The sequence below is a fragment of the Pseudomonas halotolerans genome (assembly GCF_039581215.1).
Taxonomy (GTDB): Bacteria; Pseudomonadota; Gammaproteobacteria; order Pseudomonadales; family Pseudomonadaceae; genus Aquipseudomonas; species Aquipseudomonas tehranensis.
In genome coordinates this window covers 91,441-109,117 of the sequence record NZ_JBCNTJ010000016.1, presented here as the reverse complement: position 1 = coordinate 109,117, position 17,677 = coordinate 91,441, and the positions used below count along the sequence as shown (strand labels likewise).

21 protein-coding genes are annotated in these 17,677 nt (G+C 59.5%); all 21 read left to right on the top strand.

Annotated elements, in window-relative coordinates; genetic code table 11:
- The first annotated feature begins 9 nt into the window (after positions 1–9).
- A complete protein-coding gene (locus AAIS01_RS20575; protein ID WP_003204262.1) occupies positions 10–537 on the top strand; it encodes a YceD family protein in 528 nt (175 codons plus the stop codon).
- A gap of 13 nt (positions 538–550) precedes the next feature.
- Positions 551–733: a 50S ribosomal protein L32 gene (gene rpmF, locus AAIS01_RS20570; RefSeq protein WP_003179396.1), complete on the top strand. Its 183-nt coding sequence runs from the start codon at positions 551–553 to the stop codon at positions 731–733.
- 3 nt (positions 734–736) lie between these two features.
- Positions 737–1,747, top strand: a complete 1,011-nt coding sequence (plsX, locus tag AAIS01_RS20565) for a phosphate acyltransferase PlsX (protein WP_343470478.1) — start codon at positions 737–739, stop codon at positions 1,745–1,747.
- Between the two features lie 123 nt (positions 1,748–1,870).
- Positions 1,871–2,809: an ACP S-malonyltransferase gene (gene fabD, locus AAIS01_RS20560; RefSeq protein ID WP_343470477.1), complete on the top strand. Its 939-nt coding sequence runs from the start codon at positions 1,871–1,873 to the stop codon at positions 2,807–2,809.
- Between the two features lie 15 nt (positions 2,810–2,824).
- Complete coding sequence (gene fabG / locus AAIS01_RS20555) at positions 2,825–3,568, top strand: 3-oxoacyl-ACP reductase FabG (RefSeq protein WP_123415952.1); 744 nt, start codon at positions 2,825–2,827, stop codon at positions 3,566–3,568.
- Positions 3,569–3,759: 191 nt separating this feature from the next.
- Positions 3,760–3,996: an acyl carrier protein gene (gene acpP / locus AAIS01_RS20550; protein ID WP_256232847.1), complete on the top strand. Its 237-nt coding sequence runs from the start codon at positions 3,760–3,762 to the stop codon at positions 3,994–3,996.
- A gap of 109 nt (positions 3,997–4,105) precedes the next feature.
- Positions 4,106–5,350, top strand: coding sequence for a beta-ketoacyl-ACP synthase II (gene fabF, locus AAIS01_RS20545; protein WP_047228200.1), 1,245 nt, complete (start codon positions 4,106–4,108; stop codon positions 5,348–5,350).
- Complete coding sequence (gene pabC / locus AAIS01_RS20540) at positions 5,350–6,165, top strand: aminodeoxychorismate lyase (protein WP_343470475.1); 816 nt, start codon at positions 5,350–5,352, stop codon at positions 6,163–6,165. Before fabF ends, pabC begins: the two co-directional genes overlap by 1 nt.
- A 3-nt stretch (positions 6,166–6,168) precedes the next feature.
- On the top strand, positions 6,169–7,263 hold the full coding sequence (gene mltG, locus AAIS01_RS20535; protein WP_343470474.1) for an endolytic transglycosylase MltG: 1,095 nt from the start codon (positions 6,169–6,171) through the stop codon (positions 7,261–7,263).
- A 19-nt stretch (positions 7,264–7,282) separates the two neighbouring features.
- Positions 7,283–7,915 (top strand): dTMP kinase, encoded by a 633-nt coding sequence (tmk, locus tag AAIS01_RS20530; protein WP_343470473.1) that lies wholly within the window; start codon positions 7,283–7,285, stop codon positions 7,913–7,915.
- Entirely contained in the window at positions 7,908–8,894 is a 987-nt protein-coding gene (locus AAIS01_RS20525) for a DNA polymerase III subunit delta' (protein WP_343470472.1), read from the top strand. The genes tmk and AAIS01_RS20525 overlap by 8 nt, the downstream gene beginning before the upstream one ends.
- A 76-nt stretch (positions 8,895–8,970) precedes the next feature.
- The gene (locus AAIS01_RS20520) at positions 8,971–9,327 is read left to right on the top strand and encodes a PilZ domain-containing protein (RefSeq protein ID WP_343470471.1); all 357 of its coding nucleotides are present in this window, start codon (positions 8,971–8,973) and stop codon (positions 9,325–9,327) included.
- Positions 9,328–9,338: 11 nt separating this feature from the next.
- Positions 9,339–10,133, top strand: coding sequence for a TatD family hydrolase (locus AAIS01_RS20515; RefSeq protein WP_343470470.1), 795 nt, complete (start codon positions 9,339–9,341; stop codon positions 10,131–10,133).
- Between the two features lie 384 nt (positions 10,134–10,517).
- The gene (locus tag AAIS01_RS20510) at positions 10,518–11,156 is read left to right on the top strand and encodes a TetR/AcrR family transcriptional regulator (protein WP_003204240.1); all 639 of its coding nucleotides are present in this window, start codon (positions 10,518–10,520) and stop codon (positions 11,154–11,156) included.
- Between the two features lie 138 nt (positions 11,157–11,294).
- Positions 11,295–12,263, top strand: a complete 969-nt coding sequence (locus tag AAIS01_RS20505; RefSeq protein WP_343470469.1) for a GTP 3',8-cyclase MoaA — start codon at positions 11,295–11,297, stop codon at positions 12,261–12,263.
- A 189-nt stretch (positions 12,264–12,452) separates the two neighbouring features.
- Entirely contained in the window at positions 12,453–13,058 is a 606-nt protein-coding gene (locus AAIS01_RS20500) for a DUF4823 domain-containing protein (RefSeq protein ID WP_047228207.1), read from the top strand.
- Positions 13,059–13,074: 16 nt separating this feature from the next.
- Positions 13,075–13,635 (top strand): DUF1285 domain-containing protein, encoded by a 561-nt coding sequence (locus AAIS01_RS20495; protein ID WP_343470468.1) that lies wholly within the window; start codon positions 13,075–13,077, stop codon positions 13,633–13,635.
- 176 nt (positions 13,636–13,811) lie between these two features.
- Positions 13,812–14,558 (top strand): FadR/GntR family transcriptional regulator, encoded by a 747-nt coding sequence (locus AAIS01_RS20490; protein WP_343470467.1) that lies wholly within the window; start codon positions 13,812–13,814, stop codon positions 14,556–14,558.
- The gene (locus AAIS01_RS20485; RefSeq protein ID WP_343470466.1) at positions 14,555–15,430 is read left to right on the top strand and encodes an SMP-30/gluconolactonase/LRE family protein; all 876 of its coding nucleotides are present in this window, start codon (positions 14,555–14,557) and stop codon (positions 15,428–15,430) included. The genes AAIS01_RS20490 and AAIS01_RS20485 overlap by 4 nt, the downstream gene beginning before the upstream one ends.
- 226 nt (positions 15,431–15,656) lie before the next feature.
- Positions 15,657–16,475, top strand: a complete 819-nt coding sequence (locus tag AAIS01_RS20480; protein WP_343470465.1) for an SDR family oxidoreductase — start codon at positions 15,657–15,659, stop codon at positions 16,473–16,475.
- Positions 16,476–16,650: 175 nt separating this feature from the next.
- Positions 16,651–17,655, top strand: a complete 1,005-nt coding sequence (locus tag AAIS01_RS20475; protein ID WP_343470464.1) for a substrate-binding domain-containing protein — start codon at positions 16,651–16,653, stop codon at positions 17,653–17,655.
- Positions 17,656–17,677: the final 22 nt, after the last annotated feature.

The window sequence follows — 17,677 nt, the reverse complement described above, 5'->3', positions numbered from 1 at the left end:
GCTGCGCCTATGTTGAATGACCCGATTCCACCTCACGTTGACCCGCGCAAATTGGCTGACCGTGGCACCACCCTTCAAGGTGAACTGCTGCTGGCCGATTTGAAGAGACTCTGCGACCCGCTTTCCGACGATGTCGGTACGGTCCAGGCCAAATTCGTTTTTGAACGAGATGAACGTAAATCTGTGGTAATCCACAGCTTTATCGACACTGAAGTCAAAATGGTTTGCCAGCGTTGTCTTGAGCTGGTCACCCTGCCGATCCACAGCGAATGCAGTTACGCCGTGGTGAAGGAGGGTGCGAATACCCAGTCGTTACCGAAAGGTTATGACGTGCTGGAACTGGGCGAAGATCCATTGGATCTGCAGTCACTGATCGAGGAGGAGCTTCTGCTCGCCTTGCCCATTGTGCCTGCTCATCATCCGGAAGAATGCCAGCAGCCGGCGGGAGCAGATGAGCCCGAACCGAGCGAGGACGAGGTAACGCGGTCCAACCCGTTCAGTGTATTGGCGCAGTTAAAGCGTGACCCAAACGTTTAGGAGTTAATCAATTATGGCTGTTCAGCAGAACAAAAAATCCCGCTCTGCCCGTGACATGCGCCGTTCGCACGACGCTCTCGAGGCTAGCACCCTGTCTGTAGAAAAAACCACCGGTGAAGTTCACCTGCGTCACCACGTATCGCCAGAAGGCGTATACCGTGGTCGTAAAGTGATCGACAAGGGCGCTGACGAGTAATCCTTGTCCGCTCAAGTCATCGCGATTGACGCAATGGGCGGGGACTTCGGTCCCCGCAGCATTGTTCAGGCCAGTCTTGCTTGTCTGAATGCCACGCCCTCGCTGCACCTGACCCTCGTCGGTCAACCCTCCCTTCTAGAAGAAATGCTCAACGGCCAATCGGCTGTGGATCGTGCGCGCCTGACAATTGCACCTGCGTCCGAAGTCATCACCATGGACGAAAAACCCGCCCAGGTCCTGCGTGGCAAGCCTGATGCCTCGATGCGTGTAGCTCTAGAGCTGCTGCGCGATGGCAAGGTCCAGGCGTGTGTCAGTGCAGGCAATACCGGGGCGCTGATGGCGCTGTCGCGTTTCGTGCTCAAGACCTTGCCGGGCATCGACCGACCGGCGATGGTCGCGGCCATCCCGACCCAGCGTGGTTTTTGCCAACTGCTTGATCTGGGCGCCAACGTCGATTGCAGTGCCGAGCATCTGCTGCAATTTGCAGTGATGGGCTCGGTCGCGGCTGAAACCCTGGGTATCGTGCGTCCTCGTGTCGCGCTGCTGAACATCGGTACCGAAGACATCAAGGGTAACCAGCAAGTCAAGTTGGCGGCCACGTTGTTGCAGACCGCGCGGGGCATCAATTACATCGGCTTCGTTGAGGGCGACGGGTTGTACCGGGGGGAGGCGGACGTGGTGGTGTGTGACGGTTTTGTCGGCAATATTTTGCTCAAGTCCAGCGAAGGCCTGGCGACCATGATTGGCGCGCGTATCGAGTCGCTGTTCAAGCGGAACCTGACCTCGCGGATGGTCGGTGCCCTGGCGTTGCCGTTGATGCGTCGGCTGCAGGCGGACCTGGCGCCGGCGCGGCATAACGGTGCAAGTTTTCTCGGGCTGCAGGGCATTGTGATCAAGAGCCATGGCTCGGCGGGCGTGCAGGGGTTTCAGAGTGCGATCAATCGCGCGCTGATCGAAATCCAGGAAAACCTGCCGGAGCGCCTTCATGGGCGCCTCGAAGATTTGTTAACTTAGGCGTTTTCGTCCGACAATGCTTAAATGTGACCGGTCGGTTCAAGCCGCCATCCAACTGTCAGTTTCCTAGCGCCCCCTGGGGCGTCAATTTTTGACGACAAGATCATTAGGGGCTTTGTTTTCATGTCTGCTTCTCTCGCATTCGTCTTTCCTGGGCAGGGCTCGCAGTCCCTCGGCATGCTTTCCGAGCTGGGTGCGCAATACCCGCTGATCCTCGAAACATTCAAAGAAGCTTCCGATGCACTCGGTTACGACCTGTGGGCACTGACCCAGCAAGGGCCGGAAGAGCAACTCAACCAAACCGATAAAACCCAGCCGGCCATCCTGACGGCCTCGATCGCGCTCTGGCGCCTGTGGCTGGCCGAAGGGGGCGCGCGCCCGGCGTTCGTCGCCGGTCATAGCCTGGGCGAATACAGCGCCCTCGTGGCCGCCGGCAGCCTTAGCCTGGGCGACGCAGTGAAGTTGGTGGAGCGCCGTGGCCAACTGATGCAGGAGGCCGTTCCAGCCGGACAGGGCGGCATGGCCGCGATCCTGGGTCTGGAGGATGCCGATGTACTGGCGGCCTGCGCCGAAGCGGCGCAAGGCGAAGTGGTCAGCGCTGTGAACTTCAATTCACCGGGCCAGGTGGTGATTGCCGGTGCCAAGGCTGCTGTCGAGCGCGCCATTGAAGGGTGCAAGAGCCGTGGCGCCAAGCGCGCCATGCCGCTGCCGGTCAGCGTGCCATCGCACTGCGAGCTGATGCGTCCGGCCGCCGAGCGTTTTGCCGAATCCATCGCCGCCATTGATTGGCAAGCGCCACAGATTCCGGTGGTACAGAACGTCAGCGCCGATGTGGCGGTGGATCTTGAAACCCTCAAGCGCGATCTGTTGGAGCAACTCTACAAACCGGTTCGCTGGGTCGAATCGGTGCAGACCCTGGCCGCCAAGGGCGCGACTGAGCTGGTTGAATGCGGCCCTGGCAAGGTGCTGGCCGGTCTTAACAAACGCTGCGCCGAAGGCGTGTCGACTTCCAATCTCAATACCCCAGATGCTTTCGCTGCCGCTCGTGCAGCGCAGGCCTGAACAGGAGAAGCTTGCATGAGTCTGCAAGGTAAAGTTGCACTGGTGACCGGTGCAAGCCGTGGCATCGGCCAGGCCATTGCCCTGGAACTGGGTCGTCAAGGCGCCATTGTTGTAGGCACCGCGACCTCCGCTTCGGGCGCCGAGCGCATCACCGCGACCCTGAAGGAAAACGATATTCAAGGTACCGGTCTTGAGCTGAACGTCACGAGTGATGAGTCCGTGGCGGCGGTATTGGCAAGCATCCAGGAACAGTTTGGTGCGCCGGCGATCCTGGTCAATAATGCTGGCATCACCCGCGATAACCTGATGATGCGCATGAAAGATGACGAATGGTTCGACGTGATCGATACCAACCTGAACAGTCTATACCGGCTGTCCAAGGGCGTTCTGCGTGGTATGACCAAGGCGCGTTGGGGCCGAATTATCAGTATCGGCTCGGTTGTGGGTGCCATGGGCAACGCAGGCCAAGTAAACTATGCTGCGGCCAAGGCCGGTCTGGAAGGTTTCAGCCGTGCACTGGCGCGTGAAGTGGGTTCGCGCTCGATTACGGTAAACTCGGTCGCTCCGGGTTTCATCGATACCGACATGACCCGTGAACTGCCGGAAGCACAGCGTGAAGCCTTGTTGACGCAAATTCCGCTGGGTCGTCTGGGGCAAGCTCAAGAAATCGCGTCTGTGGTCGCTTTTCTTGCATCGGACGGTGCGGCATACGTGACTGGGGCTACAATCCCGGTAAACGGCGGGATGTACATGAGTTAAATGTGACGGATTGCTTCAAATAAATGTCATACGAGCTGTCTAAAATCCGTTATAAAGCTGCAATCTATTTATAGGCGGCGGGCCATAGGGTTTGAGGAGTGAAGCTTTCGGTTGAAAAACCGAAAAGTCTTTCTATACACTTACCCACCGGCCAGCTGCCTGAATTTGTCCATTAGGAGTGAAAACAAGGTATGAGCACCATCGAAGAGCGCGTCAAGAAAATCGTTGCCGAGCAACTGGGCGTCAAAGAAGAAGAAGTGAAGAACGAAGCTTCCTTCGTTGAAGACCTGGGTGCCGACTCCCTTGACACCGTTGAGCTGGTGATGGCTCTGGAAGAGGAATTCGAGACCGAAATCCCTGACGAAGAAGCTGAAAAGATCACTACTGTTCAGTTGGCTATCGACTACATCAATGGCCATCAGGCGTAATCATTTTTAGTCGTCGCTAGCTGTCATGGAAAAACCGCACTGCCATCACGGCGTGCGGTTTTTTCTTTAGGCCTGATGCAAAGTCGTCATTAGAATAAAGGAGAGTGCTGTGTCGCGTAGACGCGTCGTAGTCACCGGTATGGGTATGTTGTCGCCACTGGGCACGGATGTGCCGAGCAGTTGGCAGGGCATTCTGGCTGGCCGTAGTGGCATTGGTCTGATCGAACACACCGACCTTTCTGCCTATTCCACCCGTTTTGGCGGCTCGGTAAAGGGTTTCAATGTCGAGGAGTACCTGTCGGTCAAGGAGGCCCGCAAGCTCGACCTGTTCATTCAATACGGCCTGGCAGCCGGATTCCAGGCCGTGCGTAATGCCGGTCTTGAAGTGACCGATGCCAACCGTGAGCGTATCGGCGTGGCCATGGGATCGGGTATTGGCGGCTTGACCAATATCGAAGAAACCAGCCGTACGCTGCACGAGTCGGGGCCGCGACGGATTTCTCCGTTCTTTGTGCCGGGCTCGATCATCAATATGATTTCCGGTTTCCTGTCCATCCATCTGGGTGTACAGGGGCCTAACTATGCCATCGCGACTGCTTGTACCACCGGCACCCACTGCATTGGCATGGCCGCGCGCAACATCATGTACGACGAAGCCGACGTGATGATTGCCGGCGGCGCCGAGATGGCGGCCTGCGGGCTGGGCATGGGTGGCTTCGGCGCATCCCGTGCGCTGTCGACCCGCAACGACGAACCGAGTCGCGCCAGTCGGCCGTGGGACAAGGGCCGAGACGGCTTCGTATTGTCCGACGGTTCCGGTGCGCTGGTACTCGAAGAGCTGGAGCACGCCAAGGCGCGCGGCGCGACCATTTATGCCGAGCTGATCGGCTTTGGCACCAGCGGCGATGCGTATCACATGACGTCGCCGCCAGCCGACGGCGCCGGTGCTGCCCGCTGCATCACCAACGCCCTGCGTGACGCGAAGGTCAACGCCGAGCAGGTTCAGTACATCAATGCCCATGGCACTTCGACCCCGGCGGGCGATCTTGCCGAAGCCCAGGCAATCAAGACCGTCTTCGGTGAGCACGCTTATAAACTGGCTGTCAGCTCGACCAAGTCCATGACCGGCCACCTGTTGGGCGCCGCAGGCGCGGTGGAAGCGATCTTCAGCGTGCTGGCGATCAACAGCCAGGTGGCACCACCGACCATCAACCTCGATGAGCCGGACGAAGGTTGCGACCTGGACTTCGTACCGCACACGGCCCGCGGCATGGACATCGATGTGGTGCTGTCCAACTCCTTCGGTTTTGGCGGTACCAACGGCTCGCTGGTGTTCCGCCGGTTCGCCGGTTGATGGAAAGCTGGGTCGACGGTCAGCCTGCCGACGTTCTGTCGCTCAAGGACCGCGGCCTGGCTTATGGCGATGGGGTGTTCGAAACCATCGCCGTGCGCAATGGCGAGCTGGTGTTGCCTGAGCGTCATCTGCAGCGCCTGGGGCTTGGTTGCCAGCGGTTGGCGTTCAAGGTTGACATGGTTACGCTGGCGGCTGAGTTGCGCGCCTACGCGCAACGCCTGGGTGACGGCGTGCTTAAGCTGATCGTGACCCGCGGTGACAGTCTTCGCGGTTATGGCGCTGATCCCTCGGCGCCGTCCCGGCGCATCCTGCAGGGCAGTCCGCCGGCCGCCTATCCTGTCGCGCATGCCGAGCAGGGCGTTTGCCTGTTTCCTTGCACCACCCGCTTGTCCGAGCAACCCTTGCTGGCCGGTCTCAAGCACCTCAATCGTCTTGAACAAGTGATGGCTCGTGCCGAATGGCGTGATGCCGAGCACGCCGAAGGCTTGATGCTGGACACGTCCGGGCGAGTGATCGAAGGCGTTTTCAGTAACCTCTTTCTGGTGAGCGAGGGTGAATTGGTCACGGCGGACCTGAGCCGTTGTGGCGTGGCCGGTGTGATGCGGGCCGAATTATTGTATCAAGCCGAGTCTCAAGGCATCGTCACGCATATCACCGATATCAGCCTCGAACAGCTACGCCTGGCTGACGAAGTCTTCGTCTGCAACAGCGTTTATGGCGTTTGGCCGGTACGTGCATGCGGTTCGGCGCGCTGGTCGACAGGGCCGCTCACCCGTAAACTGCAGACCCTTGCCCGCACGCTATTGGATGTTTGATTCGTGAGACGTAAATTCTTGCTTCTGCTGGAAACCGGACTGGTTCTGGCGGTGCTGCTGTTGGGCACTTGCGCCTGGAAAATTCATTCGGCGTTGCAACAACCGTTGAACATCACCCAGGAAGAACTGCTGGACGTCCCCAACGGGACCACCCCCACCGGAACCCTCAAGCGCCTCGAAGCGGACGGCCTGATCAAGGACGCTTTCTGGTTGCGGGTTTATTGGCGTTTCAATCTTGCCGGTCAACCGTTGCATTCCGGGGAATACCGGATGGTGCCGGGCATGACCATGGAAAGCCTGATCGATGTCTGGAAGCGCGGGGACGTGGTGCAGTACAGCGTCACCCTGGTGGAGGGGTGGAACTTCCGCCAGGTTCGCGCGGCGCTGGCCAAGGATGAAAAACTCCAGCAGACCCTCGCCGGTCTGAGCGATAGCGAAGTGATGGACCGCCTGGGTCATTCCGGGATATTCCCCGAGGGACGGTTCTTCCCGGACACCTATCGCTTCGTGCGTGGCACATCGGACGCTGATCTGCTGAAAATTGCCTACGACCGGCTCGAAGACGTGCTTGCCAAAGAGTGGGCGCAACGCGCCGCCGATTTACCTTACTCCCAGCCCTATCAAGCGCTGATCATGGCATCCCTGGTGGAAAAGGAAACCGGCGTGCCTGAGGAGCGTGGGCAGATCGCCGGAGTGTTCGTGCGCCGCATGCGCCTGGGCATGCTGCTGCAAACCGACCCTACCGTGATCTACGGGCTGGGCGAGCGCTACAACGGCAAACTCACCCGTGCTCACTTGCGCGAAGAAAACCCCTACAACACCTATCTGATTCCGGGCCTGCCGCCAACGCCGATTGCGATGGTGGGGCGCGAGGCGATTCACGCCGCGTTGAACCCTGTTGCCGGCAATAGCCTTTACTTTGTTGCCCGTGGTGACGGCAGCCACGTGTTCTCCGATGACCTGGATGCGCACAATCACGCCGTGCGCGAGTATCAGCTCAAGCGCCGAGCCGATTATCGCTCCAGTCCGGCCCCGACTGTGCCGGACGAGGAGCCTGTTGACGAACCGAACACCAGCGAGCCGCCGCGCTCGCAATGACTTTGTTTAAGGATCGCCCGTGACTGGCTTGTTTATAACGCTGGAAGGCCCTGAAGGCGCCGGCAAGAGCACCAACCGCGAATACCTGGCCGAACGCCTGCGAGCCGCCGGCATCGAAGTGGTGTTGACCCGCGAGCCCGGAGGTACGCCGCTGGCCGAGCGGATTCGCGAGGTGTTGCTCGCGCCGGTTGATGAAGTCATGAACCCTGACACCGAGCTGTTGCTGGTGTTCGCCGCCCGGGCACAACACCTGGCCGAAGTGATTCGCCCGGCGCTGGCCCGTGGCGCAGTGGTGCTCTGCGATCGTTTTACCGATTCGACTTATGCCTACCAGGGCGGTGGAAGGGGCTTGTCCCTGGAGCGCATCGCCGCGCTGGAAAGCTTCGTCCAGGGCGACCTGCGGCCGGACCTGACCCTGGTGTTCGATCTGCCGGTGGAAATCGGCTTGGCCCGCGCCAGCGCCCGGGGCCGGCTGGATCGTTTCGAACTGGAAGGCCAGGCGTTCTTCAACGCGGTGCGCCATGCCTTTTTGAGTCGTGCCAAGGCCGATCCGGAGCGTTATCTGTTGATTGATGCCGCTCAGCCGTTGGCGCAAGTCCAGCAGGCACTGGACGATTTGTTGCCGCGTTTGCTGGAGCGTGCCCGTGGCTGAAGCCTATCCCTGGCAGGACGGACTCTGGCAGCAACTGGCCGGAAGGGCACAGCATGCCCATGCCTATCTGCTGCACGGTCCGGTCGGTATCGGCAAACGGGCGTTGGCCGAGCGTCTGATGGCCAGTCTGCTTTGCCAGCGCCCGGGTGTCTCGAATGCATGCGGTGAGTGCAAGTCCTGCCTGCTGCTCAAGGCCGGCAGTCATCCTGACAACTACGTGTTGGAGCCGGAGGAGGCGGACAAGGCGATCAAGGTCGACCAGGTCCGGGATCTGGTCAGCTTTGTGGTCCAGACCTCACAGATGGGCGGGCGCAAAGTGGTGCTGATCGAGCCGGTGGAATCAATGAACATCAATGCCGCCAACGCCTTGCTCAAGAGCCTTGAAGAGCCTTCCGGCGATACCGTGCTATTGCTGGTCAGTCACCAGCCGAGCCGCTTGCTGGCAACCATCAAAAGCCGTTGCGTGCAGCAGGCCTGTCCGTTGCCCAGTGAAGCGATGAGCTTGAAGTGGCTGGCCGAAGCCTTGCCGGACAGCAGCGACGAAGAACGCGTCGAGTTGCTGACCCTCGCCGCCGGTTCGCCTTTGGCGGCTGTCAGCCTCCAGGCCCAGGGCGTGCGTGAACAACGGGCGCTGGTGGTGGATGGCGTGAAAAAGCTGCTCAAGCAGCAGCAATCGCCGACGCAACTGGCTGAAGGCTGGAACGCCATTCCGCTGCTTCTGCTCTTTGACTGGTTCTGCGATTGGTCAAGCCTGATCCTGCGCTACCAGCTCACCGAGGACGAGACAGGCTTGGGGCTGGCGGACATGCGCAAGGTGATTCAGTACCTGGCGCAAAAAAGCAGTCAGGAAAAAATCTTGAACATTCAGGACTGGATTCTTGCCCAACGTCAGAAGGTGCTGAGCAAGGCGAACCTCAATCGGGTGCTCTTGCTCGAGGCGTTGTTGGTGCAATGGGCGAGTTTGCCGGGGCGAAACTGACGGGCATCGCCTGGGGGCGTTCTCGATTTGTTTGACAATGCCCCCTAGACTCAGCTCAATCGCAGCGGAGATCAGCATGAACGAATCTGTCACGCCCGGCCCACGCAACGGTATTCTGTCCCTGACCATCAAGGACAAGTCGGTGCTCTACGCAGCCTACATGCCCTTCATCAAGAACGGCGGTCTGTTCATCCCCACCAATAAAAATTATCGCTTGGGCGATGAGGTGTTCATGCTCTTGAGCCTGATGGACGAAGCGGAGAAGATCCCGGTCGCCGGCAAAGTGATCTGGATGACGCCTAAAGGCGCCCAGGGCAACCGGGCTGCCGGTGTCGGTGTGCAGTTCAACGACGGCGACCACTCAGCCCGTAATCAGATCGAAACCCACCTGGCCGGAACCCTGAAGTCCGACCGTCCCACCCATACGATGTAACCTGGCCCTTTATGCTTGTAGATTCCCACTGTCACCTTGATCGTCTCGACCTTGCGGCCCACGAAGGCTCTCTGGACGCTGCGCTGGATGCCGCACGCCAGCGCGGTGTTGGACACTTCCTGTGCATCGGCGTGAGCGCCGACAACGCCGCCGACGTCAAAGCGCTGGCCGAACGCTACGAGGACGTTGACTGTTCGGTCGGCATCCATCCTCTGGATGTGCAGCCCGATGCAGCGCCGGCGCTGGATTGGCTGTTGCGCGAGCTCGATCATCCTCGGGTGGTCGCCATTGGCGAAACCGGCCTGGACTATCACTACGAACCGCAAGCTGCCGAGGTTCAGCAGGCTTCGTTCCGGCTGCATTTGCAGGCTGCGCAACAGACCGGCAAACCGGTGATTATCCACACCCGCGGCGCCCGGGCCGACACCCTGGCCTTGTTGCGTGACGCCGCGCTGCCCCAGGCGGGTGTGCTGCATTGCTTCACCGAAGACTGGGACATGGCCAAGGCCGCGCTGGACATGGGGTATTACATTTCCTTGTCCGGCATTGTCACGTTTCGCAATGCCGACGCATTGCGGGACGTGGCCAGCAAAGTGCCGGTCGATCGTCTGTTGGTGGAGACGGATTCGCCGTACCTCGCGCCGATTCCGTACCGTGGCAAGCCGAACCTTCCGCAATATGTGCGGGAAGTGGCGGAGTTTCTGGCGATGTTGCGAGGCGAGTCCTACGAGCGGTTTGCCGAACAGACTACGGAGAACTTCAAGCGGCTGTTTCCGCTGGCCCATGTCCGCTCGGTGCAAGCCTGAACTTCAGACAAAAAAAACCCGGGTTCTGGGGGGTGAATCCGGGTTAAGACCATTAGGAGTAAAACAAAGGCACACGGTCCGTTGGTACCTTTACCGGCGCGTCACTTGGGGGAGATGTCGCGCCGACAGTTCAAGTATTGATCAGTATGCTGTCGCGTCCAGTTTAACCAGGCTGGTTTTTAAACAAATTTGGAATACGTCCGCTTCGGATAAGTTCTCACTGCCCTCAAAGCCAGTCGTTACGGCGCGGCGCGGCGAAAACCAGAAAGCGGGTCCTGCACGGTTTTGTGAAGAACTGTGGTTGGGAACGGATGATCCGTGCATTTTTGCGTAAGTTAGGCATAATACTCGGCTTCGAATTTTGACCCTTCAGACCTTTTTCTTATGCACAAAGAACCCCGTAAGGTCCGTGAGTTTCGTCGCCGCGAGCAGGAAATTCTCGACACCGCGCTCAAGTTGTTCCTCGACCAGGGTGAAGACAGCGTCACCGTCGAGATGATTGCGGATGCCGTGGGTATCGGCAAAGGCACGATTTATAAACATTTCAAATCCAAGGCGGAGATCTACCTGCGCCTGATGCTTGATTACGAGCGCGATTTGAACGAGCTGCTGCATTCGGCCGATGTGGACAAGGACAAGGAGGCCCTGTCCCGAGCCTACTTCGAATTCCGTATGCGCGATCCGCAGCGTTATCGCTTGTTCGACCGCCTGGAAGAGAAGGTGGTCAAGGGCAACCAGGTGCCGGAGATGGTCGAGGAGCTGCACAAGATCCGCGCCTCGAATTTCGAACGCCTAACCCTGCTGATCAAAGGCCGGATCAGCGAAGGCAAGCTCGAAGACGTGCCGCCCTATTTCCACTACTGCGCCGCCTGGGCGTTAGTGCACGGCGCGGTGGCGCTGTATCACTCGCCGTTCTGGAGCAACGTGCTGGAAGACCAGGAAGGTTTCTTCCAGTTCCTGATGGACATAGGCGTTCGCATGGGCAACAAGCGCAAGCGTGACACCGACGTTCCGAGCAGCTAAGTCATTCAGCTGCCTGATTGCGCCATGTCCGCTTACATGGCGCAGTGTCCCAGGAATATACTCAGGCTTGGGCCTTGCGAAAACTTGAGTTCTGGGTCAAGTTTCGTAAGTCCGATTCTTCTTTCGCCGGAGTGATCCATGATCGTTGACCGTCAAGGCAGGCGTTTTCGCAATCTGCGAATCAGCCTGACTTCAGCCTGCAATTACGCCTGTACCTACTGCGTGCCCAACGGCAAGCGGCTAGTGGCTGCGCAGGATGAACTGTCGGCCGAGGCCATGGCGCGCGGCGTGGCCTACCTGATCGAAGCTGCCGGTATCGAGCGGTTGCGCATCACCGGCGGCGAGCCGCTGGTCAGCCCCAAGCTTGAGGGCTTCATGACGGCGGTGGGGCAGATGGGCCTGGAGGACATCAGCCTGACCACCAATGGTCAGTTACTGGCCAAAAAGCTGCCTTTGCTGGTAGATGCCGGCATCCGCCGCATCAACGTTTCCCTCGATACCCTGGACCCTGTGGCGTTTCGCAGCATCGCCCGCGGTGGCGATCTGGCAACCGTACTCGACGGGATGGAGCAGGCCCGTGCGGCGGGAATGAAGATCAAGGTCAACATGGTGCCGTTGCGCGGGCAGAACCTGGATCAGGTGATGCCATTGCTCGAGTACTGCCTGGAGCGCGGCTATGAGCTGCGCTTCATCGAGCTGATGCGCATGGGGCACCTGGCCAGCGACTCCAACGCGTTCCTGCAGCAATTCGTCAGCCTTCAGCAGTTGTTGAGCCTGATCGGTGACCAGTACGAGTACCTGCAAGCCGACGCTCCGGTGGATGCCACCGCCGTGCGCTATGAAATTCCAGGGCTAGGGCACTTCGGCGTGATTGCCAACGAAAGCGTGCCGTTCTGCCGCACTTGTTCGCGGTTGCGGCTGTCCTCCACCGGCTGGTTGCATGGCTGCCTGTCATCGAGCAACCGGCACTTTGTCGGCGATCTTCTGGACAAGCCCCGTCATCAGGCATTGCCGGCCCTTCAGCGGTTATTGGTCAAGGCGTTGGGGGACAAGCAGGAAGTGGCGTTCTCTGGCGGCGCAACCATCATGAAAATCATCGGCGGCTGACGAATGCTATCGCGGGCAAGCCTTGCTCCCACAAGGTGAACACCGTACCTGTGGAAGCAAGGCTTGCCCGCGATAGCAATTTCCCATTCACTTGGATGTGCCTGACACGCTCCATTTCGATGAGCTGGCGCAAAAGCTGCATCCCATGGCCATTCGCCGGTTTTCCGTCACCGGTTTTTGGAGGGTAGGATGCGTAGCCTGGTTTTGCTGCTGGCCGTTTTGGCACTTGGTGGCTGCATGAATGTCAGCGACATGGGGGAGGGCGTCCGCTATCACATGAGCGACGCCGGTTTGCTGGATCACAGCGACAGCCGTCGTGTGAATAACCTGCGCATCCAGCCGGATTCTTTCATCTACATTGCCCAGGGCGCCTTCGCGCCTCCCGGCAGTGCCTACCCGCGGCCCAATGTTGTCGCCGAAGAGGCCTTCAACGGTTTCATCGAGTATTTCCCTATGGTACGTCGCGCTCGCGTTCCTGAGGGCCTGGACCAGGCCATGGGTGAAGCGCGAGCCGCCGGGGCTCATTACTTGCTGTATACACGGTTCGCCAAGGCCGATAACCGCATTGGCAACACCGATGAATGGCTGGATGAAGAGGCTGTGGACCGCTTGGGCGTCGACACCAGCGTCATTCAAATCATGTTGATCGAGACCAGCACCCAGTATTTGATTGATACTGCACGCATAAAGAGTCGTGGCGGTTTACTGACGTTGCACGACAAACAGCCAGAAGACCTGATCGCCCCCCCGTTGCGCGAGTATGCCCGCAGCCTGTTGGGAGTAAGCGACCAGTAAAACTCAAGGAGTCACCATGAGCGGACCGCAAAAAGCCAATGACCTGCTGGGGCAGATCCCCAAGACCAAAGGTTTGCCGCCAGTCCATTTGTGGAATCCTGACTTCTGCGGCGATATCGACATGCGCATCGCCCGGGATGGCACCTGGTACTACCTGGGCACGCCAATCGGGCGCAAGCCAATGGTCAAGTTGTTCTCCACCATCATCCGCCGCGACGGCGATGACTACTTCCTGATCACACCTGTGGAAAAGGTTGGCATCAAGGTCGACGATGCACCGTTTGTGGCGGTGACCCTGGAGGTTGAAGGGCAGGGTGAGGAGCAGCGACTGCGCTTCACCACCAATGTCGAGGAAACCACTGAGGCCGGCGGCGAACATCCGATGCGGGTGGTGATCGATCCGCAGACCCAGGAGCCCGCGCCCTACGTACACGTACGCAGTAACCTCGAAGCGCTGATCCATCGCAATGTGTTCTACCAACTGGTGGAGCTGGCGATCAGTCGCGAGATTGACGGGCAGCGCTGGTTGGGGGTGTGGAGCGGCGGGGTATTCTTCCCGATCGGCCTGGAACCGTAAACCCTGTGGGAGCGGGCTTGCTCGCGAAGGCGCCAGCACATCCAACATCTTCTCAGCTGACCCACTCCTTTCGCGAGCAAGCCCGCTCCCACAGTGGGTAACGTAAAATTCAAATTGACACCCAATCATATGATGATTAGTTTGGGCCTCTATGAAGAGTGGCCCACGGGGTGTTCATGTCCAGCAGTTTTCACGCATCGACCGTCGATTGGCTGGGGGGCTGGATAGCCGCCGGTCAGGTCAAGCCTGGGCAGACCATCAAGGTTGAGGCCGACCTCGGCGAGCAACTGGGCGTCAGTCGCACGGTGATCCGCGAAGCGATCAAGACCCTGGTGGCCAAAGGCATGCTGGAAGTCGGACCGAAAGTCGGTACGCGGGTGTTGCCGGTGCGCCGCTGGAACCTGTTCGACCCGCAGGTGGTCGGGTGGCTGTCGCGCAGCGGGCTACCGGAAAATTTTGTCGACGACCTGCTGGACCTGCGGCGCACCATTGAACCGATGGCGGTGCGCTGGGCCTGTGAGCGGGCGACGGCCGATCAGGTGCAGGCAATCCGTCTGGCCTACCATGCCCTGGAGCGCGCAGTGGACAGCGGCGCCGATTACAACCGCGCCGACCAGTTCTTCCATGAATGCATTCTCGCCGCCAGCCATAACCAATTCATCGAACAGATGGTTCCGGCGCTGGGTGCGCTGCTGGCGGTGTCGTTCGAGGTGTCCGCCGCCGACCCGGATGAACTGCGCCGCACCTTGCCAATCCACAAGGATATTGCCGAAGCCATCGCTGCCCGTGATGCGGCGCGGGGCGTCTGGGCCTGCATGACCTTGATCGATAACGCTGACCTGGCGATCAAGCGCTTTTACCCTAACGTCATGGCCGGGCGGACAGAAATCGCCGGCCAAGCAGCGAGCAGGAGTTTTCAATGATGTGGACGGCCGTCACGGAGCACCGGGCGACATTGGGCGAGGGCCCCTTCTGGGATGAGCCGACCCAAGCCTTGTATTGGGTCGACATCGCCGGTAAGCAGGCGCTGCGGTTGATAGGCGCCAATGTGCAAATCTGGCAGATGCCTGAACATGTGTCCGCTTTCATTCCGACACAAAGCGGCGACGCCTTGGTGACCCTGAGCAGCGGTGTCTATCGGCTGGATCTGGAATCGCCGGGCCTGGAACCGCGCCTGAGGTTACTGTGCATGGCCGATCCGCAGCCTGGCAATCGTGCCAACGAGGCCCGTTGTGATGCCTTGGGCCAGCTCTGGCTCGGCACCATGCAGAACAACATCGGCGAAAACGGCGAAGACCTGCCCATTGAGCGACGATCCGGGGGCCTGTTTCGCATTGGCGCCGATGGCCGGGTCATGCCGCTGTTACGCGATCGGGGCATTCCCAACACGCTGTTATGGAGTCCTGATGGCACCACGGTGTATTTCGGCGAAAGTCTCGATGGCACGCTGTATCGACACTTCATCTATCCCGACGGCAGTCTGGCCCCAGCCGAGGTCTGGTTTGGCCCTCACCCGCGTGGTGGGCCCGATGGCTCGGCAATGGATGCCAGGGGCTACGTCTGGAATGCTCGCTGGGACGGCAGTTGCCTGCTGCGCCTGGACCCCGACGGTCATGTTGATCGGGTGATCGAATTGCCCGTCAGTCGCCCCACCAGTTGTGTGTTCGGAGGGGAGGACCTCAAGACGCTGTACATCACCAGTGCGGCGAGCCCACTTGAGCATCCACTCGACGGCGCGGTGCTGTCGATGCAGGTCGACGTACCAGGAATGAGCTGCACGAGGTTTGCTGGTTAGATCCCATAATATGGGATGTAAATATATATATTGAGATTATTTAGGGGGCGGGTTTATAGTCGGTCCCATCAGCGACACCCACTCACACTAAAAAAACAAGACAGGTGAAGTGATGCCACGATCTTCCTCCGTACCGCCCGATGGCGTACGCGATTGCGAAAGCCTTTCGGCCGGCCCTCTCTGGATGTCCGGTTTTCGTCGTGCTGACCGGCAGGAGCCTTGAATCATGGCCCAGCCCCTGTCCTTGTCACCGATGCCCGAACCGGCGAAAGGCGAACGCCTGAAAAACAAGGTGGTGCTGCTGACCGGTGCCGCCCAAGGCATTGGCGAGGCGATCGTCGCCGCGTTCGCCTCGCAGCAGGCTCGTTTGGTCATCAGTGATATCCAGGCCGACAAGGTTGAGAAAGTCGCCGCCCTCTGGCGTGAACGCGGGGCGGATGTGCAGGCACTCAAAGCCGATGTGTCGAACCAGCAGGACCTGCATGCCATGGCCCGTCGTGCCGTCGAGCTGCACGGTCGCATCGACGTCTTGGTGAACTGCGCGGGCGTGAACGTATTCCGTGACCCGCTGGAAATGACCGAAGAGGACTGGCGCCGCTGCTTCGCTATCGACCTGGATGGCGCCTGGTACGGCTGCAAGGCTGTGTTGCCGCAGATGCTTGAGCAGGGCGGGGGCAGCATCATCAATATCGCCTCGACCCATTCATCCCACATCATTCCCGGCTGTTTCCCTTACCCGGTGGCCAAGCACGGACTGCTCGGCCTGACCCGCGCATTGGGTATCGAATACGCGCCCAAAGGCGTGCGCGTGAATGCCATTGCGCCGGGTTACATCGAAACCCAACTGAATATCGACTACTGGAACGGCTTCGCCGATCCACATGCCGAACGCCAGCGTGCGCTGGATCTGCACCCGCCACGCCGCATCGGCCAACCGATCGAAGTGGCAATGACGGCGGTGTTCCTGGCCAGCGATGAAGCACCTTTCATCAACGCCTCGTGCATCACCATCGATGGTGGACGTTCGGTCATGTACCACGACTGAATATTCCGGGATTTCAGTCGGAAACTTCGCCTGTAATCCAATCATCATACGATATGACTATTTGGACCTATGCTGTGCAGCAACATGTTTGACCGCCCAGCCTGCGCATTTCCACTGATGTTGGAGCAGGGCCCTGGACGTTTTGGCTTTCAATAAAAAAAACAAGGAGACAGCTATGAATCATCGTCGTGGGATCCGTTCCCTGTGCCGTGCCGCCCTGGCGGTTACTGCGGTCAGCCTCAGCAGCACCTTGCTGGCGGCAGAAGAAGTGAAGATCGGTTTTCTGGTCAAGCAGGCCGAGGAACCCTGGTTCCAGACCGAATGGGCGTTTGCCGAAAAAGCCGGTAAGGACAGGGGCTTCACGGTGATCAAGATCGCCGTGCCGGACGGCGAGAAGACCCTCTCGGCCATCGATAGCCTCGCCGCCAACGGCGCCAAGGGCTTTGTGATCTGCCCACCGGACGTGGCCCTTGGCCCGGCCATCATGGCCAAGGCCAAACTCAACGACATGAAAGTGATTGCTGTCGATGACCGCTTCGTCGGCACCGACGGCAAGTTCATGGAAGACGTCCCGTACCTGGGCATGGCCGCTTTTGAAGTGGGTCAGAAGCAGGGCGACGCCATGGCCAGTGAAGCGAAAAAACGCGGCTGGGACTGGAAAGACACCTATGCGGTGATCAACACCTATAACGAACTGGACACGGGTAAAAAGCGCACCGACGGCTCTGTCGACGCGCTGAAGAAGGCCGGTATGCCTGAGGACCACATCCTCTATACCGCGCTGAAAACCCTCGACGTGCCGGGCAGCATGGACGCCACTAACTCGGCCCTGGTGAAACTGCCCAGCGGGGCGAAAAACCTGATCATCGGCGGTATGAACGACAACACCGTACTGGGCGGCGTGCGCGCCACCGAAAGCGCCGGTTTTGCGGCGGCCAATGTGATCGGCATTGGCATTAACGGCACCGACGCCATCGGCGAACTGAAAAAGCCTAACAGCGGTTTCTTCGGCTCAATGCTGCCAAGCCCGCATATCGAAGGCTACAAAACCGCCGAGATGATGTACGAGTGGGTCACCACCGGCAAGGAGCCGCCTAAGTACACCGCCATGGATGAAGTGACGCTGATCACTCGGGAGAACTTCAAGCAGGAGCTGGAAAAAATCGGCCTGTGGAACTGACGGCCGGTTGATTCAAAAGCGG